The 24,446-nt window shown below is 70.2% G+C and carries 26 protein-coding genes and 1 riboswitch; of the genes, 8 read left to right on the top strand and 18 right to left on the bottom strand.

The window, feature by feature from the left end; genetic code table 11:
- Positions 1–3: 3 nt before the first annotated feature.
- The 16 genes from HZ992_RS13800 to HZ992_RS13725 all read right to left on the bottom strand — a co-directional run bounded on the left by HZ992_RS13800 (position 4) and on the right by HZ992_RS13725 (position 13,491).
- Positions 4–408 carry a TssQ family T6SS-associated lipoprotein gene (locus HZ992_RS13800; protein ID WP_209382422.1) on the bottom strand — a complete coding sequence of 135 codons (405 nt, stop codon included), beginning with the start codon at positions 406–408 and terminating at the stop codon, positions 4–6.
- A complete protein-coding gene (locus tag HZ992_RS13795; RefSeq protein ID WP_245213018.1) occupies positions 405–2,069 on the bottom strand; it encodes a serine/threonine-protein kinase in 1,665 nt (554 codons plus the stop codon). The genes HZ992_RS13800 and HZ992_RS13795 overlap by 4 nt, the downstream gene beginning before the upstream one ends.
- Positions 2,070–2,174: 105 nt before the next feature.
- The gene (locus tag HZ992_RS13790) at positions 2,175–3,353 is read right to left on the bottom strand and encodes a pyridoxal phosphate-dependent aminotransferase (RefSeq protein WP_209382421.1); all 1,179 of its coding nucleotides are present in this window, start codon (positions 3,351–3,353) and stop codon (positions 2,175–2,177) included.
- 5 nt (positions 3,354–3,358) lie between these two features.
- Positions 3,359–3,853: a transcription antitermination factor NusB gene (nusB, locus tag HZ992_RS13785; RefSeq protein WP_209382420.1), complete on the bottom strand. Its 495-nt coding sequence runs from the start codon at positions 3,851–3,853 to the stop codon at positions 3,359–3,361.
- Positions 3,850–4,314: a 6,7-dimethyl-8-ribityllumazine synthase gene (gene ribH / locus HZ992_RS13780; protein ID WP_209382419.1), complete on the bottom strand. Its 465-nt coding sequence runs from the start codon at positions 4,312–4,314 to the stop codon at positions 3,850–3,852. Before ribH ends, nusB begins: the two co-directional genes overlap by 4 nt.
- Before the next feature lie 21 nt (positions 4,315–4,335).
- Complete coding sequence (gene ribBA / locus HZ992_RS13775) at positions 4,336–5,433, bottom strand: bifunctional 3,4-dihydroxy-2-butanone-4-phosphate synthase/GTP cyclohydrolase II (protein ID WP_209382418.1); 1,098 nt, start codon at positions 5,431–5,433, stop codon at positions 4,336–4,338.
- Positions 5,434–5,485: 52 nt separating this feature from the next.
- The gene (locus HZ992_RS13770; protein ID WP_209382417.1) at positions 5,486–6,115 is read right to left on the bottom strand and encodes a riboflavin synthase; all 630 of its coding nucleotides are present in this window, start codon (positions 6,113–6,115) and stop codon (positions 5,486–5,488) included.
- Positions 6,116–6,160: 45 nt separating this feature from the next.
- Positions 6,161–7,273, bottom strand: coding sequence for a bifunctional diaminohydroxyphosphoribosylaminopyrimidine deaminase/5-amino-6-(5-phosphoribosylamino)uracil reductase RibD (ribD, locus tag HZ992_RS13765; protein WP_245213017.1), 1,113 nt, complete (start codon positions 7,271–7,273; stop codon positions 6,161–6,163).
- A 35-nt stretch (positions 7,274–7,308) separates the two neighbouring features.
- Positions 7,309–7,764: a type IV pilus modification PilV family protein gene (locus tag HZ992_RS13760; protein WP_209382416.1), complete on the bottom strand. Its 456-nt coding sequence runs from the start codon at positions 7,762–7,764 to the stop codon at positions 7,309–7,311.
- Positions 7,765–7,786: 22 nt separating this feature from the next.
- Positions 7,787–8,848 (bottom strand): PilX N-terminal domain-containing pilus assembly protein, encoded by a 1,062-nt coding sequence (locus HZ992_RS13755; protein ID WP_209382415.1) that lies wholly within the window; start codon positions 8,846–8,848, stop codon positions 7,787–7,789.
- Between the two features lie 8 nt (positions 8,849–8,856).
- A complete protein-coding gene (locus tag HZ992_RS13750; RefSeq protein ID WP_209382414.1) occupies positions 8,857–9,531 on the bottom strand; it encodes a prepilin-type N-terminal cleavage/methylation domain-containing protein in 675 nt (224 codons plus the stop codon).
- A gap of 13 nt (positions 9,532–9,544) precedes the next feature.
- Positions 9,545–9,997, bottom strand: coding sequence for a type IV pilin protein (locus HZ992_RS13745; RefSeq protein WP_209382413.1), 453 nt, complete (start codon positions 9,995–9,997; stop codon positions 9,545–9,547).
- A gap of 12 nt (positions 9,998–10,009) precedes the next feature.
- The gene (locus tag HZ992_RS13740) at positions 10,010–10,537 is read right to left on the bottom strand and encodes a GspH/FimT family pseudopilin (protein ID WP_209382412.1); all 528 of its coding nucleotides are present in this window, start codon (positions 10,535–10,537) and stop codon (positions 10,010–10,012) included.
- A 130-nt stretch (positions 10,538–10,667) separates the two neighbouring features.
- Positions 10,668–11,111 (bottom strand): transcriptional regulator NrdR, encoded by a 444-nt coding sequence (gene nrdR, locus HZ992_RS13735; protein ID WP_209382411.1) that lies wholly within the window; start codon positions 11,109–11,111, stop codon positions 10,668–10,670.
- 18 nt (positions 11,112–11,129) lie between these two features.
- Positions 11,130–12,380, bottom strand: a complete 1,251-nt coding sequence (glyA, locus tag HZ992_RS13730) for a serine hydroxymethyltransferase (RefSeq protein ID WP_209382410.1) — start codon at positions 12,378–12,380, stop codon at positions 11,130–11,132.
- A gap of 55 nt (positions 12,381–12,435) precedes the next feature.
- Positions 12,436–12,556: riboswitch (ZMP/ZTP riboswitch) on the bottom strand.
- Between the two features lie 26 nt (positions 12,557–12,582).
- The gene (locus tag HZ992_RS13725; RefSeq protein WP_209382409.1) at positions 12,583–13,491 is read right to left on the bottom strand and encodes a lytic transglycosylase domain-containing protein; all 909 of its coding nucleotides are present in this window, start codon (positions 13,489–13,491) and stop codon (positions 12,583–12,585) included.
- 281 nt (positions 13,492–13,772) lie between these two features.
- Between HZ992_RS13725 and HZ992_RS13720 the strand changes: the two genes are divergently transcribed.
- On the top strand, positions 13,773–15,332 hold the full coding sequence (locus HZ992_RS13720) for a UbiD family decarboxylase (RefSeq protein ID WP_209382408.1): 1,560 nt from the start codon (positions 13,773–13,775) through the stop codon (positions 15,330–15,332).
- Between the two features lie 149 nt (positions 15,333–15,481).
- Here the strand turns inward: HZ992_RS13720 and HZ992_RS13715 are convergent, their stop codons facing one another.
- Positions 15,482–16,660, bottom strand: a complete 1,179-nt coding sequence (locus HZ992_RS13715; RefSeq protein ID WP_245213016.1) for a MerR family transcriptional regulator — start codon at positions 16,658–16,660, stop codon at positions 15,482–15,484.
- Between HZ992_RS13715 and HZ992_RS13710 the strand changes: the two genes are divergently transcribed.
- The 4 genes from HZ992_RS13710 to HZ992_RS13695 are packed head-to-tail and all read left to right on the top strand — an operon-like array spanning position 16,659 to position 20,319.
- Positions 16,659–17,780 carry an NAD(P)/FAD-dependent oxidoreductase gene (locus tag HZ992_RS13710; RefSeq protein WP_209382407.1) on the top strand — a complete coding sequence of 374 codons (1,122 nt, stop codon included), beginning with the start codon at positions 16,659–16,661 and terminating at the stop codon, positions 17,778–17,780. The two genes, HZ992_RS13715 and HZ992_RS13710, sit on opposite strands and share 2 nt — an antisense overlap.
- Positions 17,781–17,820: 40 nt before the next feature.
- The gene (locus HZ992_RS13705) at positions 17,821–17,988 is read left to right on the top strand and encodes a DUF2256 domain-containing protein (RefSeq protein WP_209382406.1); all 168 of its coding nucleotides are present in this window, start codon (positions 17,821–17,823) and stop codon (positions 17,986–17,988) included.
- A complete protein-coding gene (locus HZ992_RS13700; protein ID WP_209382405.1) occupies positions 17,981–19,591 on the top strand; it encodes a cryptochrome/photolyase family protein in 1,611 nt (536 codons plus the stop codon). Before HZ992_RS13705 ends, HZ992_RS13700 begins: the two co-directional genes overlap by 8 nt.
- Positions 19,588–20,319 (top strand): SDR family NAD(P)-dependent oxidoreductase, encoded by a 732-nt coding sequence (locus HZ992_RS13695; RefSeq protein WP_209382404.1) that lies wholly within the window; start codon positions 19,588–19,590, stop codon positions 20,317–20,319. Before HZ992_RS13700 ends, HZ992_RS13695 begins: the two co-directional genes overlap by 4 nt.
- A 28-nt stretch (positions 20,320–20,347) precedes the next feature.
- On the opposite strand, the gene HZ992_RS13690 is transcribed toward HZ992_RS13695, so the two are convergent.
- Entirely contained in the window at positions 20,348–21,139 is a 792-nt protein-coding gene (locus HZ992_RS13690; protein WP_209382403.1) for an IclR family transcriptional regulator, read from the bottom strand.
- A 99-nt stretch (positions 21,140–21,238) separates the two neighbouring features.
- On the opposite strand from HZ992_RS13690, the gene HZ992_RS13685 reads away from it, so the two are divergent.
- Genes HZ992_RS13685 through HZ992_RS13675 form a run of 3 tightly spaced genes read left to right on the top strand, consistent with a single transcriptional unit; the run spans position 21,239 to position 24,435 of the window.
- Positions 21,239–22,195, top strand: coding sequence for an MBL fold metallo-hydrolase (locus tag HZ992_RS13685; RefSeq protein WP_209382402.1), 957 nt, complete (start codon positions 21,239–21,241; stop codon positions 22,193–22,195).
- A 12-nt stretch (positions 22,196–22,207) separates the two neighbouring features.
- Positions 22,208–22,744, top strand: coding sequence for a VOC family protein (locus HZ992_RS13680; protein WP_209382401.1), 537 nt, complete (start codon positions 22,208–22,210; stop codon positions 22,742–22,744).
- 17 nt (positions 22,745–22,761) lie between these two features.
- A complete protein-coding gene (locus tag HZ992_RS13675; RefSeq protein WP_209382400.1) occupies positions 22,762–24,435 on the top strand; it encodes an FAD-dependent oxidoreductase in 1,674 nt (557 codons plus the stop codon).
- Positions 24,436–24,446: the final 11 nt, after the last annotated feature.

The following is a 24,446-nucleotide window of genomic DNA, read 5'->3' as shown; positions in this document are numbered from 1 at the left end:
GGATTATCGCTGCACCCGCTGGTAGACCGGCCCCCACAGCGGATGGCCGGCTTCGGACTTCGTCAGCGCAAACGCCGGGTCGGCGGTGCGCGCGGCGCGGAACTGCGCCTCGCAATCGTTCATGCGGTTGCTGGTGCAGTAGATGAAGGCGAGCAGCTTGTGCGCCGCGGCGCGGTCGCGCGACGACACCAGTCCGGCCTGGATCGCCGACTGCAGGTGCTTCTCGGCCTGCGGGTACTGCGCGTCATCGTAGGCGCGCAATCCGGCGAGCAGGGCCTTCTCGGCCGGGCGCTCGGCCACGTCGAGCAGTCCGACGGGCGAGGCAGTGATCGGCGCCTGGACACAGCCGGCGAGCCCTGCCAGCGCAGCAGCCAGCAGCGGCGCGATCAGCGCGGTGTGCAGGGTCATGATCCGAACTTGTGCCTGAGGTTGACCGACTGGCCCGGGACCACCGTCACGGTGGCCACGAAGGGCGGGAAGTCGGCATTGCGGATGGTGACCTGATGCCGGCCTTCCGGCAAGGTCAGTTCATTCAGTGGCGGCGTGATGCCCACCGAGGCGCCATTCACCTCGACATTGCCCCAGGGGCTGACGGCGATGCGCACGCTGCCGGTGGCGGCCGGGGCGGCCGCGGCGACGCGGGTGTCGCGCGCGGGCCGGGCTTCCCTGGCCGGGGCGGGCTTGACCGGTGCCGCCTTGGGCGCTGCGGCCCGGGCGGGCGCCACGGTCGGTGCCGCGGCCGAGGCGAGTTCGGGAGGCGGAGCCGGGGCGTCGGCCGCCGGCGCCGTGACCGGGGCGGGGGCTTCGGCCGGCGCGGCGGCCAGCACGGGCGCCGCCTCGGGAGCCGGTGACGGGGTCACCGGTCGGGCCGGGGTAGGGCGGGGTATGGCCGGTGCCGCCGCAATCGTCTCGGCCGGGGCCGGCGAACCGCTTTGCATGGCCAGCCAGACCAGCACCGCACCGACGCCCACGGCCAGCCCGGCGGCCAGGGTCACCCGGCGGCTGCGGCGCGCGGCGGGCGGCATTTCGCCGCCCTCGGCGGGCACGCTCTCGGGCGAGTTGCCGTTCTCGTCGAGCCAATGGCGCAGTTCCCGCGACAGCGCACGCGCCGAGCGATAGCGATGCTCCGGGTCCTTCTCCATCGCGCGCGCCGTGATCTCGGCCAGCGCCGTGGGCACGTTCGGCTCCACTTCGTCGGCGCGCGGCGGCTTGTGCTCGATCACCGCGGTGGTGATCTCGCTGAGCGTGCTGCCGCGGAAGGGCTTTCGGTCGGTGAGCAACTCGTACAACACCACGCCGAGAGAGAACACGTCGGCGCGGCGGTCGACGGTCTGCTGGCGCGCCTGCTCGGGCGCCATGTAGTAGGGCGAACCGGCGGCGATGTCGCCGGCGCCGTCGTGCTGGTGCGCGATGCGCGCGATGCCGAAATCGAGCACGCGCGGCTGCGTGCGGCCGACCATGAAGATGTTCGCCGGCTTGATGTCGCGGTGCACCACGCCCTTGCTGTGCGCATAGGCCAGCGCGTCGGCGACGCGGCGCACGATCATCGCCGCCTGCATCGGCGTGGGTCGCCAGCCTTCCTGGCGCAGTTGGCGCAGGTCGCGGCCCTTGAGCAGCTCCATCGCGATGTAGGCGCTCTGGTCACTCACGCCGGCGTCGAACACGGTGACGATGTGCGGATGGCTCAGGCCGCCGGCCGCGCGCGCTTCGTTCAGGAACAGCGCGTTGAAGGCGTCGCGCTCTTCAGGTGCGATCTCGAGGTTCAGCGTCTTGATGGCGATCAGACGCGACAGCAGCGGGTCATGCGCTGCGTAGACGGTGCCCAGCCCACCGGCACCGATCTTGTACTTCAGCGCATACCGACCGATGTGCCCGATGGTGGGCATCTGGTCGTCGTTCTTCGTCGGCGTGTTGGTCGGGAATGCGACCGCCGGCCCTGGCGGCGCACCGATGTCCGTGTCGCCCCATGGCGCGATGTCGGACGCGGTGGGCGGCAGGGTCGGCGGGATGTTGTCGGCCGGCTCGGAATCAGCCGGACCGGGCCGCGATGAAGGGCTCGACGGAGTCACTCCGGGAGCTTAGTGCAGGGGCAGGGGGCGGGCGCGTGAAATAGGGCCGAGGCGGGGTGATTCGTAACAGACTCTCACCAAAGTTTGACTTGTCGTGTGCAGGTGTCACGCCCGCGGCACGAGCAGTTCGTCCAGGCGAGACATGGCCTCCTGCAGCTGCGGCATCGCACTCGCATACGACAGGCGAACCCAGCGCTCGCTGCCGTGCCGGCCGAAATCGCGCCCCGGCGTGAGCGCCACGTGAGCGCGGCGCATCACGTCGAACACGAAGTCCCAGCTGCTGTTCGAATGGGCGGAACAGTCGGCCCAGGCATAGAAGGCGCCGTCGGGCGGCACCGGCACGGTCAGCCCCATGGCGTTCAGCGCGGGGACGACGTAGTCGCGGCGTGCCTTGAACTCGCCGCGACGGCGCTCGTACTCGGCGATCGATTCCACGTCGAAGCAGGCCAATGCGGCGCGTTGCGCGATGCTCGAGGCACAGATGAACAGGTTCTGCGCCAGCTTCTCGATCGCCGGCACCAGTGACTCGGGCAGCACCAGCCAGCCCAGCCGCCAGCCGGTCATCGAGAAGTACTTCGAGAAGCTGTTGATCGAGATCACGTCGTCGCCGTGCGCGAGCGCGCTGTGGCCGAAACGCTCGTCGTAGCTCAGGCCGAGGTAGATCTCGTCGACCATCGTGAAGCCGCCGCGCGCGCGCACCGCGGCCACGATGCGGCCCATCTCCTGCGGGTCGATCGAAGTGCCGGTGGGGTTGGAGGGCGAGGCCAGCAGCACGCCACGGGTGCGCGGCGTCCAGGCTGCCTCGACCCCGGCGGCATCGAGCTGGAAGCGCTTCGCGGGGCCACTGGGCAGCAGCACCGGCACGCCGTCGGCGGCGGCGACGAAGTGGCGGTTGCAGGGGTAGCTGGGGTCGGGCATCAGCACCTCGTCGCCGGTGTCGACGAGCGCCAGGCAGGCCAGCTGCAGCGCCGCCGAGGCGCCGGCGGTGACGACGATACGCGAGGGCGCGATGTCCAGCCCGAAGCGCTGCGCATACCAACCGCTGATGCGCTCGCGAAGCGCCGGCAGCCCGGTGGCGTCGGTGTACTGCGTGCGGCCGTCCCGCAGCGCGCGCTCGGCGGCCTCGCGCACCAGGGGCGGTGCGGTGAAGTCGGGCTCGCCGATGTTCAGGAAGATCATCGGCCGCTCGCGGCATTCGGGCGAACGCGCGAGCTCCGTCGCCGCCTTGGCGCACTCCATCACGTAGAAGGGCTCGATGTGATCGAGCCGTGCCGCCGTGCGCATGGGCTTCAGCGCCGCGCCGCGCGGGCGGCCTGCACCTCGACGGGACGCAGGTCGGCGGCCGCCTTGTCGAGCACGCCGTTGACGTACTTGTGGCCGTCGGTGCCGCCGAAGTTCTTCGCCAGCTCCACCGCCTCGTTGATGGCCACCTTGTAGGGCACGTCGATGCAGTGCTTGAGCTCATAGGTGCCGATCATCAGCACGCCATGTTCGACCGGAGAGAGCTCGGTGGTCTTGCGGTCCACGTGTTTGGACAGCAGCGCGTCGATGTCGGCGGCTTCGGCGATGCAGCCGTGCAGGAGCGCGTCGAAATGCGCCGCGTCGACTTCGGAGAAGCCTTCCTGCTCGCGCATGTGGGCGTCGATCACGCCGGCGTCACCACCGCCGAGCAGCCACTCGTACAGGCCCTGCAGCGCGGCCTCGCGCGAGCGCCGGCGCGCCGACGGCGGCCGGTTGCCAGCCGGGCGCGGCTTCTTCTTCGGGGGCGTGGTCGGTTCGGTCACGTGAGGTCTTCCAGCAGGTTGGCCATTTCGATGGCCACGCGGGCCGCGTCGCGGCCCTTGTCTTCCGCGCGGGCCCAGGCCTGCGCCTCGTTCTCGACAGTGAGGATGGCATTGGCGATCGGCACGTGGTGGTCGAGCGAGACCCGCGTGACTCCTGCGCCGCTCTCGTTGGCGACCAGCTCGAAGTGGTAGGTCTCGCCGCGGATGATGCAGCCCAGCGCGACCAGCGCGTCGAAGTCGTCGCTCTCGGCCAGCGCGTTCAGCGCCAGCGGCACCTCCAGCGCGCCAGGCACGGTGACGTGGCGGATGTGGCGTTCGTGGACGCCCAGGCGCTTGAGCTCGCCCAGGCAACTCTCGGCGAGCTTGGCCGTCAGCGCGGCATTGAAGCGCGCCTGCACGATGCCGATGCGCAGGTCGCGCCCGTCGAGCTCGGCACTGTCGCCCTTGTCAGCGTCCTGCATGGTTGGCTTTCGGTTCGATGGTCATTCCTTGGCGGACACGAAGCCGGTGACTTCGAGTCCGTAGCCGGTCATGCTGGGCATGCGGCGAGGGCTGCCGAGCAGGCGCATCTTCGCGATGCCCAGCTCGCGAAGGATCTGCGCGCCGACGCCGTAGGTGCGCAGGTCCATCTGGGCGCGTGCCGGCACTGCGTCGGCGCGCGGGCCGGCGATTTGCGGCAGCAGCGATGCGACGTCCTCGCCGCAGTTCAGCAGCAGCGCCGCGCCGCGCGGGCTGGCCTGGATCGCGGCCAGCGCCTTGGGCAGCGGCCACGAGTGCCCGCAGTTCCCGGTGTCGAGCAGGTCGAGCACCGACAGCGGTTCGTGCACGCGCACCAGCACCTCGTCCTGCGGCGTCCAGGCGCCGTGCGTGAGCGCCAGGTGCAGGCCGCCGGTGCGGTCGCGGAACGCAGTGCACTGGAATTCACCCTGCGCGGTGGACAGCCGGCGCGCGCCGGCGCGCTCGATCAGCGACTCGTTGCGGCTGCGGTACTCGATCAGGTCGGCGATGGTGCCGATCTTGAGCTTGTGCTCGCGTGCGAACTCGATCAGGTCCGGCAGGCGCGCCATCGTCCCGTCGTCCTTCATGACTTCGCAGATCACGGCGGCGGGCGTGAGGCCCGCCATGCCGGCGAGATCGCATCCGGCCTCGGTGTGGCCGGCGCGCATGAGCACACCGCCGTCCTGTGCCTGCAGCGGGAAGATGTGGCCGGGCTGCACCAGGTCGGCCGCGGTGGCATGTCGCGCCACGGCGGCCTGCACGGTGCGTGCGCGGTCGGCCGCGGAGATTCCTGTGGTCACGCCCTCGGCCGCCTCGATCGAGACGGTGAATGCGGTGCCCGTCTTCTGGCCGTTGCGCGAAGTCATCGGCACCAGGTTCAGCCGCTCGCAGCGCTCGCGCGTGAGCGTCAGACAGATCAGCCCGCGGCCGAACTTCGCCATGAAGTTGATGGCCTCGGGCGTGACGTGGTCGGCGGCGAGCACCAGGTCGCCCTCGTTCTCGCGGTCTTCCTCGTCGACGAGGATGACCATGCGGCCCGCGGCGAGCTCGGTGACGAGCTCCGGAATCGGTGAAATGGACATGGCGGAATTGTAGGTGGCGGGGTCCTTCGACCCCGGGGAATCTGCCGGCGCTTCAGTGGCGCGGCAGCGACCCGCCGAGCATGCGCTCGACGTAGCGGGCGATCAGGTCGATCTCGAGGTTGACGCGGTGCCCGGCGCGCAACTGGCCGAGCGTCGTGTTCTCGATCGTGTGCGGGATCAGGTTGATGCTGAACTCGCAGGATTCGGGCAGGTCGACGACGCGGTTCACGGTCAGGCTCACGCCGTTGACCGTGATCGAGCCCTTGTAGGCGAGGAAGCGCGCCAGCGCCGGCGGCGCGCTGATGCGCAGCTCCCACGACTCGCCCACCGGTTCGAAGCTTGCGACGCTGCCGATGCCATCGACGTGGCCGCTGACGAGGTGGCCGCCCAGCCGGTCGTGCGCCCGCAGCGCCTTCTCGAGGTTGACGGCGCCGGGTTCGCCCAGGCCGGCGGTCTTGTCCAGGCTCTCGGCCGAGATGTCGATGCTGAACTGGCGCGCATGAGGGTCGAACTGCGTGACGGTCATGCAGGCGCCGTTGAGCGCGATGCTGTCGCCGAGCTGCACGTCGTCGAGGTAGCCGGCCGGTGCCTCGATCGTCAGGCGGCGGCCATGCGAGGCGTCGGCGCCCAGCGCCTGCACGTCGACGATGCGGCCGAGGCCGGAAATGATGCCGGTGAACATGCCGCCATTGTCGCAGGCTGCCGCCTGGCGGCAGTCGCGTGCGCGTCAGAAGCGCTCGCGGCCGGGGGGGCGGGCGATCAGGCGCAGGTCGTCGCCGATGCGGTCGACGCTCAGGTAGCGCAGGTCCAGCGTGTCCTCAAGCCGCTCCAGCGGGCCGAAGGCGGCCAGTTCGCGCCCGGTGCCCAGCAGTCGCGGCGCCATGTAGACGAGATATTCATCGACCAGCCCTTCGCGCACCAGCGAGCCGTTGAGCTTGTGGCCGGCCTCGACGTGCAGTTCGTTGACGCCGCGCCGGGCCAGGTCGGCCAGCATCGCAGCCAGGTCGACTTTGCCGCCGGCGCCGGGCGCGAAGGCGATCTCGGCGCCACGCGCCTGAAGCGCGGCCTGGCGCGCCTCGTCCGGCTGGGCGGCGTAGATGAGCACCGTGCCGGGCGGGTCGAGCAACCGGGCCGTGAGCGGCGTCTCCAGCCGCGAATCGACGACCACGCGCAGCGGCTGGCGCGGTGTCTCGACGAGTCGGACGTCCAGCCGCGGGTCGTCGTCGTGCACCGTGCCCACGCCCGTGAGCACGGCGCTGGCGCGGCGCCGGTATGCATGGCCGTCAGTGCGCGCCACCGGCCCGGTGATCCACTGGCTGACACCGTTGTTCAGCGCCGTGCGGCCGTCCAGCGAGACGGCGACCTTCAGCCGCACCCAGGGCCGGCCGCGCACGACGCGCGAGAAGAAACCGATGTTCAGCTCGCGCGCCTCGTCGGCGAGCTGGCCTTCCTCGACGGCGATACCGGCGGCACGCAGCCGCGCCGCACCCTGGCCGGCGACTTGCGGGAACGGATCCTCGAGCGCCATCACGACGCGGCCCAGCCGTGCGGCGATCAGCGCGTCGCAGCACGGCGGCGTGCGGCCGTGGTGGGCGCAGGGCTCGAGCGTCACGTAGGCGGTGGCGCCGTGCACGATCTCGTGCCGTGACTCGGCATCGCGCAGCGCCATGACCTCGGCGTGCGGCCCGCCGGCCTGCTGAGTGCGGCCGCGGCCGATCACGCGGCCATCGGGCGCGACGATGACGCAGCCCACGCGCGGGTTCGGCTCGGTCAGGCCGACCGACTGCCCGGCCAGGGCCAGGGCCTCGTGCATCGGCGTGGGGAAGTCAGGCGCGGTCATCGGTGGCGGCGTGGTCGGCTCCGCATTCTGAAGGATCAGCGCGGCAGCAGGATCGCCGCGGCGAGGGACGGGTCGCTGGCGGCGATCAGCGTGGTGAGCCTCGCCTGCTGCGGCTCGCCCGCTCGGTCGAGCCAGCGCACGGTGACGTCGATCGCGCGCGCGTTCGGGATGCTCACGGCATCGACGCGCCGCTCGACGGCGTAGCGCGGGCTGCCCAGCGCATCGGGCTCGATGGCGTAGGCCGCGGCCACGATGGCGTCGAACGCCGAGGCGGTGCCCGCGATGCCGATCTGCACGAAACTGCGCAAGCCCTCGATGTCCTGCTGCGCCAGCCGCGTGGCCTCGCTGCGCTGGCGCGCCAACTCGGCATGCTGGCGCAGCGCGGGCTGCACGCGGATAACGGCGAGCAGGCCCAGCGTCAGCACGAGAAAGGCGACGAGCACCTCGACCAGGGTGAAGCCGCCCTGGCGACGCGAAGCGATGGAATGCATGGCCGACTCCTCGGGAGGGGGTTCAGAGATCGCGCCAGCTGCCGGGCAGGCGCACGAAGCTGCCCTGGCGCGTGCGAAGGGCCTCGAGAACGGCGGCGTCGAGTGCCAGGTCGAGCGAGCTGTCGCCTGCCGCCGGGCCCTCGCTGATCAGCGCGCCGCGCACCACGGCGGCGGGGGCGGCCCATGAAAGACCGTTGCCGTAGAGCACGCCGTGCAGTTCGACACGGCCCTGCAGTCGGATTGCGCCGTCGGTGACGATCAGCATCGGCCGCTGCGGCGTGCCCAGGGTCAGCGGGCCTTGAAGCAACAGATCGCCCGCCACCGACACCAGCGTGATGCCGCGAGCCGCTGCGGTCGCGAGCGCGGCGGCGCAATCGACCTGGCAATCGAGCCTGTGCACGGCAGGCTGGCGCTTCCAGGCGGATGGGGACAGGCCGAACAGGCCGACGAAGAACTCGTGCTCATCGGCACTGTCGCTGCGCACCGTCAGGGCTGCGGAGGGAGACCCTTGCAAGGCCGGTTGCAGCGCGAACAGGGCCTCGTGGCGTGCCGTGGCCGGGTCGCGGCCGCCGCCGCCGGGCCGGCAGTCGCCCGCCCAATGGCTGCAACCCGTGGCGGCCACGCGCAGCACGCCGGGCCGCGGGCCCGCAGCCCAGCGCAGGCCGAAGGCCGCGCCGGCGTCCGGGCCGGTGGCGGGGCCGAGGTCGCCCGGAACGTCGCTGGGGCAGGCGCAGGACCAGCCGTTCGGCCCGTGCAGGCAGGCCGGCTGCAGCGGCCGTGGCGTCAGCGCCGGCACGCTCATGTCCAGGTGGCGCTCACGAAAGGTCTCGGCAGCCGTCGCCGAAGGCCGGCAGTCGGCGCCGATCCGCTCGGTCGAGTTGAGCAGCGCAGCGGCCCACTCCAGGCCGGCGTCGGCGGCCTCGAACGCGACCGTCGACTGCATCTGGTTGGTCGACTGTCGCAGCTCCAGCAGCGTGTTGCGGTTGGCTGCCAGCAGCACCAGCAGCATCGCACCGAGCAGCATCAGGGTCACGGCGAGCGTGGTCGCGCCGCGTTGGCGCAAGCGAAGAGTCAGGCGCTTCATGGTCATCCTCATGCGGGGCAGGCGCCGATGACGCCGTCGTTGCGGATCCGGACACGGCTGGTGAGCTGGCGTACCAGCGAGGCATCGTCGGTGGCGCGCGCGGTGATGCTCACGACCAGGCTGCGCAGCTCGAGCCGCGCGTCGCAGGCGGCGGCCCCCGCGGGGCAGGGGCGGGCGCAGTGATCGAGCAGCGACACCGTCTGCGTGCTCGGCGACACGCTGAAGGCGGTGACCTGCAGCGTGCCGGCGTCGGTCAGCGCCTGCCAGTTGCCGGCACCGAGCAGCAGCTCGATCACGCCGTTGCGCAGGCGAAGGCCGAACTGCTCGTTGCTGTCGAGCAGCTGGTTCTCAGCTGCGTCGCGCGAGTAGGCGAAGCGTGCGGCGTCCGAGGCGGCCGAGGCCGGCGCGAAGGCGGCGTAGGGGTTTGCGACGGCGCCGGATGCGGCGCTGGCGGCCATCGCCACGCTCGGGTCGGACCAGTGGCCCGCACGCCGCAGGTCTCGCGTGATGACGTCGCTGGCGCTGCGCAGGTCCTGCATCAGGCGCATGGCGGCGGTGGCGCTGCGGTGTTCGCGCCATTGGCCGACGAGCACCGAGAAGCCCGCAGCGGTGATGAACAGCCCGATGGCCAGGCCGATCATCAGCTCGACCAGGGACAGGCCACGTTGCCGGTTCTGCTTCATGGCGGGCCTGCGATCAAAGACCCCAGCAGCGGCGGTTCGCTGCCGGCGGGTTGGCGACACTGTCGTCGGTGCCCGAAGCGCGGGTGGTCATGGCGCCATCGACCACCAGCTTCAGATGGCGGCATTCGCTGTCGCGGGCCTGCGCACCGCTGGCCCGGGCCATCACCTCGTAGCGCGAATCGTCCGCTGCGACCACCTCCAGCGCGTAGTGGCCGGCACTCGTTGTCGCCGGCAGGCGCAGTTGGGCCAGCGTGGCATAGCCGCGGTGATTGACGAACCAGCGCTCCTGCGAGATCTGCACCTGCGTCAGCGCGACCAGCGCATCGGTGCGCCGTGCCTTCTGCAGGCTGCCCTGGAAGCTCGGGTAGGCGATGCTGGACAGGATGCTGGCGATGCCCAGCACGCTCAGCACCTCGATCAGAGTGAATCCGCGGCTGCGGCGGCAGTGGATGGTCTGGTGTTGCATATCGGTCTCCTTTCAGCAGGCGCGGTAGCCGGGCACGGCGGCCAGGGGCGAGCAGCTGCGCACCCGGCCCATGACGTTGACGACGTGGTGGATGGCGCGGCCATCGCTGGCGACGACGCGCCAGGTGGCGCTGGGCGTGGCGGTGCCGTGCTGCGGATCGAAGGCGATCGAGGCACTGTTCGACTGCACGGCGAAGCGGTCGGCCGCCGTCCAGCCCACGCTGCGCAGCAGTGCGGCGCCTGCGGTGCACTGGCCGCTGCCGTCACCCGCACAAGTGCACTGGTCGGCGGCGCCGGTGTGTACGACATAGCAGTTCGCGGCAGCCTGCCAGCTCACCCGCACGACGCGGTTGCGTGCGATGGACTCGTTGCGGGCGAGGTGCAGATCGGCGGCGAGCTGGCTCGCACCGGCTTCGAGCCGGCGATGGTCGATCAGGCGACTGAGGCTCGGTGCTGCCGCGGTGGCGGCCGTGGCGACGATGGCCACGACGATGGCGGCCTCGACGAGTGTCAGTCCGCGTTGGGGGTGCTGTGTCTGCATGCCGTGCTCCGTTGGAAACGATGCACGGACTGTAGAAATCGCGGCCGCCTTGCGCGTCCCGCACAGGGGCGAACGGACCGGCCCCGCTGCGGGGCGCCCAGGCAGGGTTCCCCCGGGCGGGGGATCCCTCTCAAATGTCGCGGATCAGCTGGCGGAACTCGTCGACGTCCTCGAAGCTTCGATAGACGGAAGCGAAGCGCACGTAGGCCACCTTGTCGATGCGCTTGAGCTCGCGCATCACCAGTTCGCCCAGGCGGGTGGATGCCACCTCCTTGGCGCCGCTGTTGAGCAGCTTCTCCTGGATGCGCTCGACTGCGGCGTCGATCTGCTCCACGCTCACCGGGCGCTTGCGCAGCGCCAGCGCCATCGAGGCGCGCAGCTTGGCGAGTTCGAAGTCGGCGCGCGTGCCGTCCTTCTTGACCACCGAGGGCAGGGCGATTTCGGCCCGCTCGTAGGTGGTGAAGCGCTTGTCGCAGGACTGGCAGCGCCGCCGCCGACGCACCACGTCACCCTCGTCGGACTCGCGCGTCTCGACGACCTGGGTGTCCTCGTGGCTGCAGAAGGGGCAGCGCATGCCGTGCCGGCAACCGCGTCAGCGGTAGACCGGGAAGTCCTTGGTCAGCGCCGCCACCTTGGCGCGCACGGCGGCGATGTTGGCCTCGTCGTGCGGCTTGTCGAGCACGTCGGCGATCAGGTTGGCGGTCAGCCGGGCCTGCTCTTCCTTGAAGCCGCGCGTCGTCATCGCCGGCGAGCCCAGGCGGATGCCGCTGGTCACCATCGGCTTCTGCGGGTCGTTCGGGATGCCGTTCTTGTTGCAGGTCATGTGCGCCGTGCCGAGGATGGCTTCCGCTTCCTTGCCGGTCAGGCCCTTGGGCCGCAGGTCGACCAGCATCACGTGGCTCTCGGTGCGCCCGCTGACGATGCGCAGGCCGCGCGAAACGAGCGTTTCGGCCATCGCGGTGGCGTTCTTCACCACCTGCTGCTGGTAGACCTTGAATTCGGGCGACAGCGCCTCCTTGAAGGCCACCGCCTTGCCGGCGATCACGTGCATCAGCGGGCCGCCCTGGATGCCGGGGAAGATCGCGCTGTTGATCTTCTTGGCGATCTCCTCGCCGCGCATCAGGATCAGGCCGCCGCGCGGGCCGCGCAGCGTCTTGTGGGTGGTCGTGGTGACGACGTCGGCGAAAGGTACCGGGTTCGGGTACACACCCGCGGCGATCAGCCCGGCGTAGTGCGCCATGTCGACCATGAAGTAGGCGCCGATCGCCTTGGCCACCTTGGCGAAACGCTCGAAGTCGATGCGCAGCGCATAGGCCGATGCGCCGGCGATGATCAGCTTCGGCTTGTGCTCGTGGGCCAGGCGCTCCATCGCGTCGTAGTCGATCTCTTCCTTGGCGTTCAGGCCGTAGGAAACGACCTTGAACCACTTGCCGCTCATGTTCAGCGGCATGCCGTGCGTGAGGTGGCCGCCTTCGGCCAGGCTCATGCCCATGATGGTGTCGCCGGGCTGCAGCAGGCCGAAGAACACGCCCTGGTTGGCCTGCGAGCCGGAGTTCGGCTGCACGTTGGCGAACTCGGCGCCGAACAGCTGCTTCGCGCGGTCGATGGCGAGCTGCTCGACCACGTCGACGTTCTCGCAGCCGCCGTAGTAGCGCTTGCCCGGGTAACCCTCGGCGTACTTGTTGGTGAGCTGCGAGCCCTGCGCGGCCATCACTGCGGGAGACGCGTAGTTCTCCGAGGCGATCAGCTCGATGTGGTCTTCCTGGCGCTGGTTCTCGCGCTGGATGGCGGCCCAGATCTCCGGATCGATGTGGGCGACGGTGGAAACGGAACGGTCGAACATGTTGGCAGTCCTTGACAGCGGAAGTACCCGGGGCCGGCCGCAGGGGTTGCGGTCGCAGGGCTGCCCAGGCGAACGGCGGATCCGGCGCCCGCAGCGGCAGGCTCCGACCACGCTTCCCGGTGGTTCACCACCTCAGGCCCCAGGGCGGGGCCGCATCGCCAGTCGCGCGGTGCCGCCAGTGTAGCGGAGGCGCGCCGGCGCTTCAGCGCAGGTAGGCGACCTGCTCCGGCGGTTCGACTTCATGCGCCGGCGCCACGGCCGGCTGCGCTGCCGGTCGCTGCGCTGCCGAGGCAGCCGCGGCCGGCGCCGACACCGAGATCAGCGCCACATTGGCCGGCACCGACTTGCCGCCAGCCACCATGCGCAGGTTGTTCTGCTCGGCGAGCACCTTGCCGGCATAGCCCCCGTCGTCTTCGAGGTTGGCTGCGCCCACGTAATAACGCAGGCCGGCTTCCAGGCTGCCGGCGCGAGCGATGCACTCCTTGAGCACCTGCACGCCCACGCGCAGGTTGGTCACCGGGTCGAAGGCCGCCAGGTTGCCTCCGAAGGCCTCGTACTTGTCGTCGTGGATCTTCGTCATCACCTGCATCAGGCCCTGCGCGCCGACGGTGCTCTGCGCGAACGGGTTGAAGCTCGATTCCACCGCCATGATGGCCAGGATCAGCGTCGGGTCGAGCCCGGCACGCTGGCCCACGTTCCAGGCTTCCTGCACGAGGCGGCTGATCGGCTCCGGCGCGACGCGATAGCGGCGCGAGATCCAGTGCGCCACGGCGGCCTGCTGGCGGGTGAGTTCCTTCGGATCGGTCGCGGTGGCGCGATTGATCGCGTCCGGCTCGCTCAACTGCGCGGCAAGCAGTTCTGCTGGCTCGGCCCGCGCCTCGTGGCGGGCCTGCAGCCAGCCCAGCACCGTGGTTTCGGCGGCATGGCGGAATTCGGGCTTGCCGAGGGTGAACACTGCGGCCGCCACGAGCAGCAGCCCGAGCAGCGCCAGCATGTTGTGGCTGACTTCGAGCAAGCCGTGCCCGACGTCCTTCAGGAACACCGTGGCCGACTCGCCGATGGCATTGCGCACCTGGCGGGCACGCGTCGAGCATCGCTTCAGCGTTGTCATGTCACTCCTTCTGTTCAGGCCGCCGGCCCCGCAGGGCGACCCCGGCGATCAGTGCCTGGGGCGACGGTGATAATCCTCAGCCGGAGATCGGGTGCCGTCTTGCGCGGCGTCTTCCGGCAGCGATTCGAACCTGGGTTCGACTGTGGCAGCGGCTCGGCTGCTTCACTATCCCCGCACCATGGGGTTCGGGTTATCCCTCGATGGTGCGAACGGGCCGAATTCTAGGAAGCCTTTTCATAACTGGTCAAGGTTATGACATCGATCTGTAATTACTTTTTCGTATGAAGTACCGCGATCTCCGTGAGTTTGTTGACGGTCTGGAGCGGCTCGGCGAGCTGAAACGGGTCGCAGAGCCAGTCTCCGCGCGGCTCGAGATGACAGCGGTCAGTGACTCCGTGCTGCGCGCCGGTGGCCCGGCACTTTTTTTCGAATCCCCGGTCGGTTACAAATTTCCGGTACTGGCAAACCTCTTCGGCACCCCGAAAAGGGTGGCGCTGGGCATGGGGGCTACCGAGGTGAGCGAGCTGCGCGAGGTGGGTCAGTTGTTGGCCCGTCTGAAGGAACCGGAGCCGCCCAAGGGCCTCAAGGACACCGGCCGCCTGTTACACATGATGAAGGCGGTGTGGGACATGAAGCCGGCATCGGTGCGCCAGGCGCCTTGCCAGGAGGTGGTGCTGGAAGGCGCCGATGTCGACCTGGCCCGCCTGCCGGTGCAGACCTGCTGGCCGGGCGATGCCGGGCCGCTGATCACCTGGGGGCTGGTCGTTACGCGGGGACCGCAGGGCGGGCCGAAGGCGAGGGCACGCCAGAACCTGGGCATCTACCGCCAGCAGGTGATCGGCCCACGCCAGGTGATCATGCGTTGGCTGGCCCATCGCGGCGGGGCGCTCGACTTCCGCGAGTTCGCGCTGGCCAGGCCGGGCCAGCCGTTCCCGATCGCCGTGGCCCTGGGCGCCGACCCGGCCACCATCCTGGGTGCGGTGACGCCGGTGCCCGACACGCTGTCGGAGTACCAGTTCGCCGGCTTGCTGCGCGGCAGCCGCACCGAGGTGACCGACAGCGCCGTCGGCGATGCGGGCGTGATGCTGCAGGTGCCGGCGAGCGCCGAATTCGTGCTCGAGGGCTGCATTCCTGTGGCCGATCCCGGCTGGGCCGGCCGCAGCGAGCACGGCGTGCCGATGAAGGAGATCAACGGCTACCTTCACGCCCTGGAAGGACCATTCGGCGACCACACCGGCTATTACAACGAGCAGGACTGGTTCCCGGTGTTCGAGTTGTCGCGCATCACGCACCGGCGCGACCCGATCTACCACTCCACCTACACCGGCAAGCCGCCGGACGAGCCGGCCATCCTGGGAGTGGCGCTCAACGAGGTGTTCGTGCCGATCCTGCAGAAGCAGTTTCCGGAGATCGTCGACTTCTACCTGCCGCCCGAGGGCTGCAGCTACCGCATGGCGATCATCAGCATCCGCAAGGCCTACCCGGGCCACGCCAAGCGGGTGATGTTCGGGCTGTGGAGCTTCCTGCGCCAGTTCATGTACACCAAGTTCATCGTGGTGACGGACGACGACGTCGACATCCGCCGCTGGGACGAGGTGATCTGGGCCATCACCACCCGCATGGACCCGGTGCGCGACACCACCCTGGTGGGCAACACGCCCATCGACTACCTCGACTTCGCCTCGCCGGTCAGCGGCCTGGGCGGCAAGATGGGCTTGGACGCGACGAACAAGTGGCCGGGCGAGACCGCCCGCGAGTGGGGCCGCACGATCCGCATGGACGCGGCGGTCGAGCAGCGCGTCGCGGGCATCGTCGCGAGCATCACGAAGCCGCAGTCATGACAAGAGGAAACACGATCAAAGATCGTGCTTGAAGTCGGCCGGGCCATGGTCTAGTTTTGTAGGGCCTGCATGCAGGCACACCCAATGGCGCAGTCCCTGCGCGCCAGGAGCCCCGGACCACTTTCCTCCGGAGCCCCGAACTGGTGGCGTCAGCCACCCGCCCCTCCCACCTCTGGTCGGGAGGGGTTTGTCATTGTGGGCTGCCCAGCTTGCGCGGGCTGCGTGAGCAGCAGCCCTTCGTGGATGGCCACCCGCTCGAGCGCTTCCTCGAACCGGGCGCGGCTTGCCGCGGCGACCTGCGACAGATAGGTATGCAGTTCCGCATCGGCCACGCTGCGGTTCGCGCACTGCGCGCTGTAGGACTCGAAGTGCGAAAGCTGCATCAACAGTTCGGCGATGTGCTTCGGGCATTCGCAGGCAATGGTGGTGGACAGGCCGGCGATGTCGGCCAGCGCCGCGTCATCCCAGCGCCGTGCCGGAATGGCCTCGGGCGTCGGCCAGGCGGTCTGCGCAGGTGCGGCTGCCGTGCGCGACTGGCCCTCGGCCGTATTGAGCGCCTGCAACCACTGGCCGAGGGCGGTGTCCGAAGGCGGCTCGCGCAGCAAGTCCAGACCGGCCGCCGCGAGCTGTTCGCACACCGATTCACTGGCAAAGCGGAACAGTACCGCGGTGCGCGGGGGGCGCGGCGTGATGCGGTTCCACTGCGCAAGCCAGTCGCCTTGCAGGGTCGGTGCCTGCACGAGCAGCGACTCCGCGGCGGAGCCGGCCAGGCACGCCGCGGCATGGGCGAGGTCGTCGAACGGACCGAGAACTTCGAGCGGGCGCAACAGCCAGCGCCGCAGGGCCGGCCGCTGCAGCCTGCGCGCGAGGGCCTCGCCCACCACGGCCACGCGCCACGAGGGCCCCGCGGCGACCGGTTCATCTGCACCCAGCGTGCCGGTGATGGCTGCGGCGTGCGTGGCGGCCACGGCCTGAAGCTGAGCCATGTCGAGCGCCGCGATGCTGCCGATCGCGTGCCCGAGCTCGGTGAGTTGCTTGAGCAGCGCGATCCGGCGCACGTCAGCGGCGCTGTACAGGCGCTGACCGCTGGGCGTCAGCGCCGGCGAGCAGAGCCGGTAGCGGCGCTCCCAGACACGCAGTGTCGCCACCGGCATGCGCACCATGCGCGCCACCGCGCCGCTGCGATGAGTCGCGCCGCCTTCCGGATGGGCTGCGTCGGGCATCTCAAATCCAGTTGAAGTCGAATTGACCTGGAGTATCGGGGAGATTGGCCAGAGTTTCCGGTGATGACCCTTATCTGACCTGCTAAGTCTGTATCCTGCGGCCATGCAAACCTGCAATGAGGTCGGTCATGTGGCGGTAATCGGCGCGGGTGTGGCCGGGGCGGTCTGCGCGCGAGATCTCATGCTTTCGGGTTGCCAGGTGCAGGTGTTCGACAAGTCGCGCGGCGCTGGGGGGCGACTTGCCACCCGGCGTGCGCAGTGGCAGGACGCGCAGAGCCAGCCTCGAAGCACGAAGTTCGACCACGGCGCCACCGGCTTCGGTGCGACGACGCCGGCGTTCCGGGCGTTCGCCGATCAGGCCTGCCGCTCAGGCTGGCTCACCTCATGGACTCCCGTGACGGCGCCCGGAACCGCGTCCGCTGGCGCGCTTTACGTACCGATTCCGGACATGCCCAGACTGACGCGGGAACTGCTCTGTGGGATCGACTTCTGCTGGGACACGCCGATCGAGGCCTTGCATCGCCAAGGCGACGGCTGGCGCCTGCGCAGCCGCGGCGAGGCCCTGCCTGGCGCTTTCGACGCCGTGGTTCTCGCGATGCCGCCGGCCCAGTCCGCCATGTTGTTGGCGCCACATGAACCGGCCTGGGCACAGCGTGCCGCGCAGGTGCTCATGCAGCCCTGCTGGACCTTGATGGGCATTGCCGAGCCGCCGCAAGGCGCAGCAGCCTGGGATCTGGCCCGGCCGGCCCATCCCGTGATCGACCTGCTGTCGCGCAACGAACGGCGCCCGGGCCGGGAACGGCGACCCGACGAAGCCCATTGGGTGGCCCACGCCCGCGCCGACTGGAGCCGTGAGCAGCTCGAACAGCCGGGCGACGAGGTGCAGGCCCGCATGCAGGCCGCGGTGGCCGAGTGCCTGGGCGAGCCGGTTCGCTGGCGCCATGCCGTGGTCCACCGCTGGCGCTACGCGCAGCCCGGGCTGCCGCTGGCCGCACCGGCCGACTCCTGCTGGTGGGATGCCGCCTCGGGCCTGGGCGTGTGCGGCGACTTCCTCGGCGGCCTGGGCGTCGAAGGCGCATGGCAATCAGGCGCCGCTCTGGCCGGGGCTGTGCTGGGAAATACGGCGGCGCGCGAGGCGGCGAGAGGCCCCTCCGCCGGCGCGGACGACGCTTCAGCCCTGCGGCTGAGAAGTCGATCCATCCCCTTCGCACACCGGAATACGTGATGCACACGCACTTGCGTCGCCGCGCCTGGGCCCGGAAGGCGTGAGGCAGCACTCCGCCTCGTTCAAGGGCAACAAGGCCGTGTTGCCCGCCAAGCCCTGCGCGGTCTGCGGCAGGCCGATGAGCTGGCGACGGGCCTGGTCACGCCACTGGGCCGAGGTGAAGTACTGCTCCGACGCCTGCCGGCGCAAGAAGGCCCCGCGTGACTGAACTTCGCTCGCTCGTCATCGTGCTGGGTGACCAGCTCGACCTCGAAGCGTCGGCCTTCGACGGCTTCGACACGGGCTGCGATGCTGTCTGGATGGCAGAGGTGGCGGAGGAGTCCACCCACGTCGTCTCGAGCCAGCAGCGCACTGCGTTGTTCCTCTCGGCGATGCGCCACTTCGCGATGGTCCTGCGCGAAGCCGGCCTGCCGCTGCACTACACCGCGCTCGATGCCGGCGGTAACCAGGGCAGCCTGGCCACCCAGCTTCGCGCCGACATCACGCTGCTGCGCCCGCAACGCCTGGTGGTCACGGCGCCGGGCGAATGGCGGGTGCTGCAGTCGCTGCGCGGCGTGGCTGAAGCCAGCGGATTGCCGCTGGACGTGCGCGAGGACCGCCACTTCTTCGGCAGCGTGCGTGAGTTCGCGGCCCACGCCAAGGGCCGCAAGACGCTGAGGCTGGAGTACTTTTACCGTGAGCAGCGCGTGCGCCATCGGGTGTTGATGGACGGCAAGGAGCCGCTGGGCGGCGAGTGGAACTTCGATGCCGACAACCGCGCCGCCTTCGGCCCCGAAGGGCCCGGCCGCGTGCCGCCGCGCAGCCGCTTTGCGCCGGACGCGATCACGCGTGAGGTCATCGCGCTGGTACGCGAGCGCTTCGCGTCCCACCCGGGCCGGCTCGACGACTTCGCCTGGCCCGTCACGCGCGAGCAGGCCCTGCAGGCGCTGCACGAGTTCATCGCGCAACGCCTTCCGCACTTCGGCCGCCACCAGGACGCGATGTGGCCGGGCGAGCCCTGGCTGTTCCACGCGCACCTGTCAGCAGTGCTGAACCTCAAGCTGCTCAACCCGCGCGAAGTCGTCGCTGCCGCGGAGGCCGCGTACCACGCCCGCCGCGCGCCGCTGGCCAGCGTGGAGGGCTTCGTGCGGCAGATCCTCGGCTGGCGCGAGTACGTGCGCGGCATCTACTGGACGCAGATGCCCGGCTACCTCGAACGCAACGCGCTCGATGCGAAGGAAGACCTGCCCGCGTGGTACTGGAGCGGCGACACCGACATGGCCTGCCTGCGCGACGCGATCACGCAGACGCTGCAGCACGGCTACGCCCACCACATCCAGCGGCTGATGGTGACCGGCCTGTTCGCGCTGATGTACGGCGTGCAGCCGCGCCAGGTGCATGCCTGGTACCTCGCGGTCTACGTCGACGCGGTGGAGTGGGCGGAGCTGCCCAACACGCTGGGCATGAGCCAGTTCGCCGACGGGGGCCTGATGGCCAGCAAGCCCTACGTGGCCACCGGAAAGTACATCGAGCGCATGAGCCCGCATTGCGCCGGCTGCCGCTACGACCCGGCGCTGCGCAGCGGCGACGCGGCCTGCCCGTTCACCACGCTGTACTGGGACTTTCTCATGCGCCACCAGGCCCTGCTGGCGAAGAACCCGCGCATGGCGCTGCAGGTGAAGAACCTGCAGCGCATGGACGAATCGCAGAGGGCTGCGGTGGTGCAGCGTGCCCAATCCATCCGTCGCGGCGAGGTGGGGTGCCGGAGCGCGACGGTGCGCCGCGCGCCAGCCGAAACCGATCCACTCGACCTGCAGGAAACGCTGCCATGACTACCATCGTCCTCGTCACCGGTGCCAGTGGCGGCATCGGCCGCGCGCTGGCCTCGCGCCTGACGGCGCAGGGCCGCCGCGTGGTGGCCGTGGGCCGCGATGCCGCGCGGCTGGCCGAGGTGCCGGCCGTGCTGCGCATCGCCGCCGACACCACCACGCCGGAAGGCGCGGCGCTGGCTTTCGCGGCCTGCCGCGAAGCGCTCGGCGAGGCGCCCACGCAACTCGCCCACTGCGTCGGCAGCACGCTGATCGCGCCGCTGCAGCGCACGCGCATCGAGGCCTATCGCGAGCTGATGCGGGTGAACCTCGACAGCGCGGTCTTCGTGCTGCAGGCCTGGCTCGCGGAACTGAAAGGCGCACCGGGCGCGGCCGTGTTCGTGAGCTCGGTGGTGGCGCGCATCGGCGTGGCCAACCACGAGGTGATCGCGGCGGCCAAGGGCGGCGTCGAGGCGCTGGTGCGCAGCGCCGCGGCCACGCACGCATCGCAGGGCGTGCGCGTCAACGCGGTGGCGCCGGGTTTGACCGAGACGCCGATGACCGCATCCATGCTCAAACTGCCGGCCATGCGCGAGGGCGCGGCGCGCCAGTACCCGTTGGGCGGCGTGCAGACCGCGGAGCAGGTGGCCGATGTCATGGCCTGGCTGCTCGGCGAGGGTGCTCAGCGCCTGACCGGCCAAGTAATCGCCGTGGATGGCGGCTTCACCACGGTGCGGCCGCTGGTGAAGTGACGCGGCACGGGCGGAGCCCTCGACGCGCTCAGCGCCGGTGGCCGAGCCGGTGCGACACCTCGGCAGCGGCGTCGCGCACCGCAGCGGCCAGCGGCGAATCCCAGGTGGCGGCGAAGGTGTCTTCGTGGCCGAGCGCCGTGATCACCAGCGCCGGCCGCCCTTCGTGGTCGAAGGCCGCCGCGCTGAAGGCGTTGACGCCCGGGATCGGCCGGCCCAGCGCGCGGGCCACGCCGTGGCGGCGCACCTCGGCGGCGATCCCTTCGAGCTCGCGGTCGACGTCCTTCACCGGCGTGCGGTCGGCGCGGCGCGGCTCACCCACCGGCCCGGAGAGCACCTCCTTCACGGTGCGCGGCGCCAGCACGGCGGCGAAGGCACGGCCGGTGGCGGTGCCCAGCACCGACATCACCGAGCCGGCGCGCATGTTCACGTGCAGCGGCTGGCTGCCCTCGATCACGCGCACGATGGTCGGGCCGAAGTTGGCCCACACGGCGATTGCCACCGTCTGGTCGATCGCCTGCGACAGCGCCTCGGCCACCGGCCCCGCGGCCTTGATCGGGTCGAGCTGGTGCAGGCAGGCCAGGCCGAGCTGCAGCGCCGCCGGGCCGAGCGCGTAGCGCCCGCTGGTGCCGTCCTGCTCGATCAGGCCGAGACGGCCGAAGCTCACCAGATAGGGGTGCGCCCGCGAGGCCGGCAGGTCGGCGGCGGCTGCCAGGTCCTTCAGCGACATCGGCGCGGCATGCTGGCCCAGCGCGATGAGCAATCGCCCGCCGACCTCTACCGACTGCACCGCCCGCTGCTCGCGGTTGACGATTTGTTCCATGCAAACTAGTTTGACATAGCGCAACCTTGCCCGTAAAGTGCGAACGCGTTTGCAATGAACAAACACCGTGGCCGCCCGGCCACGGACTCCGGAGCCCCCATGAGCCAGAAGACCTTCGCCAGCCAGGCCGACCTCGAAGAGAAGAAGGTCAGCTTCACGAAGCTGTCCGACAACGCCTATGCCTACACGGCCGAGGGCGACCCGAACACCGGCATCATCATCGGCGACGACGCCGTGCTGGTGCTCGACACGCAGGCCACGCCGGTGATGGCACAGGACGTGATCCGCCGCATCCGCGAGGTCACCGACAAGCCGATCAAGTACGTGCTGCTGACCCACTACCACGCGGTGCGCGTGCTCGGCGCGAGCGCCTACGCGCCGCAGCAGATCATCGCCAGCCAGGACACCTACGACCTCATCGTCGAGCGCGGCGAGCAGGACAAGGCCAGCGAGATCGGCCGCTTTCCGCGCCTGTTCCGCAATGTCGAGAGCGTGCCGCCCGGCCTGACCTGGCCGACGATGACCTTCACCGGCAGGATGACGCTGTGGCTGGGCAAGCTCGAGGTGCAGCTGCTGCAGCTCGGCCGCGGCCACACCAAGGGCGACACGGTGGCCTGGCTGCCGCAGCAGAAGATCCTGTTCAGCGGCGACCTGGTCGAGTTCGACGCCACGCCCTACGCCGGCGATGCCTACTTCAAGGACTGGCCGGCCACGCTCGACAACCTCGCCGCGCTGAAGCCCGCGAAGCTCGTGCCTGGCCGCGGCGCCGCGCTGGTGACGCCCGATCAGGTGCAGGCGGGGCTCGCCGGCACGCGCGCCTTCATCGCCGACGTCTACGACAGCGTCAAGGCCGGCGTGGCCGCGGGCAAGGATCTGAACGCCGTCTACAAGGACACCTACGCGCGCCTGGCGCCGAAGTACGGCAAGTGGGTCATCTTCGACCACTGCATGCCCTTCGACGTGACGCGCTGCTACGACGAGGCCACGCAGTACCCCGACCCGCGCATCTGGACCGCCGAGCGCGACCGCCAGATGTGGGCCGCGCTCGAAACCTGAGGAGACACGCACATGAGCATCCAGCGCATCCACCACGTCGCCTACCGCTGCCGCGACGCCAAGCAGACCGTCCAGTGGTACCGCGAACACCTGGGCATGGACTTCGTGCTCGCCATCGCCGAGGACCATGTGCCCTCGACGCACGCGCCCGACCCCTACATGCACGTCTTCCTCGACGCGGGCGGCGGCAACATCCTCGCCTTCTTCGAGCTGCCGAACTCGCCGGCGATGGGCCGCGACGCCAACACGCCGGAATGGGTGCAGCACATCGCGTTCAAGGTCGGCTCGCTGGAGGAGCTCGAAGCGACGAAGACGAAGTTGCAGGCTGCGGGCATCGAGGTGATTGGCCCGACCGACCACACGATCTTCAAGTCGATCTACTTCTTCGACCCGAACGGGCACCGCGTCGAGCTCGCCGCCGACACGGCCACGGCCGACATGAACGCGAAGCTCGACGCGGTGAAGTGGGACATGCTCGACGAATGGGCGAAGACCCGTCGTGCTCCCAAGCACGCGGCCTGGATGCACGAGAAGGAATTCAACGGCTGACGCCACACGAGCCGCCCATGCTGAGCACCTACACCTACCCGCGCTACGCCCACCATCGCCCCGCCGAGATCGAACGGCCGGGCGAGGTGCCACGCCACCCGGTGATCGTCGTCGGTGCCGGCCCGGTCGGCCTGGCCGCGGCGATCGACCTCGCGATGCAGGGCACGCGCGTGCTGCTGCTCGACGACGACGACACCGTCAGCGTCGGCTCGCGCGGCCTGTGCTACGCCAAGCGCGCGCTGGAGATCCTCGACCGCATCGGCTGCGGCGACCCGGTGGTCGACAAGGGCGTGACCTGGAACGTCGGGCGCACCTTCTACGGCAACGACGAGGTGTTCCGCTTCAACCTGCTGCCCGAGGCCGACCATCACCGCCCGGGCATGGTCAACCTGCAGCAGTACTACCTCGAGGAATACCTCGTGAAGCGCGCCAGCGAGCTGCCGAACCTGGAGCTGCGCTGGAAGAACAAGGTGGTCGGTGTGACACCGGCCGGTGACGGCGTGCGCATCGAGGTCGAGGCGACCGAAGGGCGGTATTCGCTCGATGCCGACTGGGTCATAGTCGCTGACGGCGCACGCAGCCCGATCCGCCGCCAGCTCGGCCTGGACATCGAGGGCAAGGTGTTCCAGGACCGCTTCCTCATCGCCGATGTGGTGATGAAGGCCGACTTCCCGGCCGAGCGATGGTTCTGGTTCGATCCGCCGTTTCACCCGGGGCAGAGCGTGCTGTTGCACCGCGAGGCCGACAACGTCTGGCGCATCGACTTCCAGCTCGGCTGGGATGCCGACCCCGAAGCGGAGAAGCAGCCCGAGCGCGTCATCCCGCGCATCCGCGCCATGCTCGGGCCGGAGCGCGAGTTCGAGCTCGAATGGGTCAGCGTCTACACCTTCCAGTGCCGGCGCATGCAGCGCTTCCGCCACGGCCGCGTGCTGTTCGTTGGCGACGCGGCGCACCAGGTCTCGCCCTTCGGTGCGCGCGGCGCCAACTCCGGCCTGCAGGACACCGACAACCTGGTGTGGAAGCTCAAGCTGGTGATGGACGGCAAGGCGCCCGACACGCTGCTCGACAGCTACAGCGACGAACGAGTCTTCGCCGCCGACGAGAACCTGCTGAACTCGACACGCTCCACCGACTTCATCACGCCCAAGAGCCAGGTCTCGCGCGACTTCCGCAACGCGGTGCTGACGCTGGCGCGCGAGCATGCCTTCGCGCGATCTCTGGTCAATTCGGGGCGGCTCTCGGTGCCGGCGCACCTGACGGGCTCGGCGTTGAACACGCCCGACGCGGATCCGTTCCAAGGCACGCTGCACCCGGGCGCGCCGCTGGCCGACGCGCCGGTGCGGCACCAGGGGCAGGATGCCTGGCTGCTCGCGCACACCGGCCACCGCTTCACGTTGATGTTGTTCGTGGCAGGACCGGCCGACATCGACGCCGCCACGCGCGAGACGATCCGATCGCTCGCCGATGCCGCGATCCCGGTGCGCTCCCTGATCGTGTCTCAGGTCGACGGCGATGCGCCGGCCGGCGCGTCGCTGGTCGTCGATCACCAGGGCGTGGCCGCCAAGCGCCTCGACGCACGCCCCGGCACCGCCTACCTGCTGCGGCCCGACCAGCACGTGGCCGCGCGCTGGCGCCGGCTCGACGCCGCCGCCGTGCGCGCTGCGCTGGCCCGCGCCACCTGCAACGCCTGACCTTCCGAAGA

The organism is Rhizobacter sp. AJA081-3, assembly GCF_017795745.1.
Classification (GTDB): domain Bacteria; phylum Pseudomonadota; class Gammaproteobacteria; order Burkholderiales; family Burkholderiaceae_C; genus Piscinibacter.
This window is presented reverse-complemented; position numbering and strand designations above follow the sequence as displayed.

Excerpts from the sequence above, each read along its gene's own strand:
- HZ992_RS13800 (WP_209382422.1), bottom strand. The coding sequence starts at position 408 with ATGACCCTGCACACCGCGCTGATCGCGCCGCTGCTGGCTGCTGCGCTG.
- HZ992_RS13790 (WP_209382421.1), bottom strand. The coding sequence starts at position 3,353 with ATGCGCACGGCGGCACGGCTCGATCACATCGAGCCCTTCTACGTGATG.
- ribH (WP_209382419.1), bottom strand. The coding sequence starts at position 4,314 with ATGCAGGACGCTGACAAGGGCGACAGTGCCGAGCTCGACGGGCGCGAC.
- ribBA (WP_209382418.1), bottom strand. The coding sequence starts at position 5,433 with ATGTCCATTTCACCGATTCCGGAGCTCGTCACCGAGCTCGCCGCGGGC.
- HZ992_RS13770 (WP_209382417.1), bottom strand. The coding sequence starts at position 6,115 with ATGTTCACCGGCATCATTTCCGGCCTCGGCCGCATCGTCGACGTGCAG.
- ribD (WP_245213017.1), bottom strand. The coding sequence starts at position 7,273 with ATGACCGCGCCTGACTTCCCCACGCCGATGCACGAGGCCCTGGCCCTG.
- HZ992_RS13760 (WP_209382416.1), bottom strand. The coding sequence starts at position 7,764 with ATGCATTCCATCGCTTCGCGTCGCCAGGGCGGCTTCACCCTGGTCGAG.
- HZ992_RS13755 (WP_209382415.1), bottom strand. The coding sequence starts at position 8,848 with ATGAAGCGCCTGACTCTTCGCTTGCGCCAACGCGGCGCGACCACGCTC.
- HZ992_RS13750 (WP_209382414.1), bottom strand. The coding sequence starts at position 9,531 with ATGAAGCAGAACCGGCAACGTGGCCTGTCCCTGGTCGAGCTGATGATC.
- HZ992_RS13745 (WP_209382413.1), bottom strand. The coding sequence starts at position 9,997 with ATGCAACACCAGACCATCCACTGCCGCCGCAGCCGCGGATTCACTCTG.
- HZ992_RS13740 (WP_209382412.1), bottom strand. The coding sequence starts at position 10,537 with ATGCAGACACAGCACCCCCAACGCGGACTGACACTCGTCGAGGCCGCC.
- nrdR (WP_209382411.1), bottom strand. The coding sequence starts at position 11,111 with ATGCGCTGCCCCTTCTGCAGCCACGAGGACACCCAGGTCGTCGAGACG.
- glyA (WP_209382410.1), bottom strand. The coding sequence starts at position 12,380 with ATGTTCGACCGTTCCGTTTCCACCGTCGCCCACATCGATCCGGAGATC.
- HZ992_RS13725 (WP_209382409.1), bottom strand. The coding sequence starts at position 13,491 with ATGACAACGCTGAAGCGATGCTCGACGCGTGCCCGCCAGGTGCGCAAT.
- HZ992_RS13720 (WP_209382408.1), top strand. The coding sequence starts at position 13,773 with ATGAAGTACCGCGATCTCCGTGAGTTTGTTGACGGTCTGGAGCGGCTC.
- HZ992_RS13710 (WP_209382407.1), top strand. The coding sequence starts at position 16,659 with ATGCAAACCTGCAATGAGGTCGGTCATGTGGCGGTAATCGGCGCGGGT.
- HZ992_RS13715 (WP_245213016.1), bottom strand. The coding sequence starts at position 16,660 with ATGGCCGCAGGATACAGACTTAGCAGGTCAGATAAGGGTCATCACCGG.
- HZ992_RS13695 (WP_209382404.1), top strand. The coding sequence starts at position 19,588 with ATGACTACCATCGTCCTCGTCACCGGTGCCAGTGGCGGCATCGGCCGC.
- HZ992_RS13690 (WP_209382403.1), bottom strand. The coding sequence starts at position 21,139 with ATGGAACAAATCGTCAACCGCGAGCAGCGGGCGGTGCAGTCGGTAGAG.
- HZ992_RS13685 (WP_209382402.1), top strand. The coding sequence starts at position 21,239 with ATGAGCCAGAAGACCTTCGCCAGCCAGGCCGACCTCGAAGAGAAGAAG.
- HZ992_RS13680 (WP_209382401.1), top strand. The coding sequence starts at position 22,208 with ATGAGCATCCAGCGCATCCACCACGTCGCCTACCGCTGCCGCGACGCC.
- HZ992_RS13675 (WP_209382400.1), top strand. The coding sequence starts at position 22,762 with ATGCTGAGCACCTACACCTACCCGCGCTACGCCCACCATCGCCCCGCC.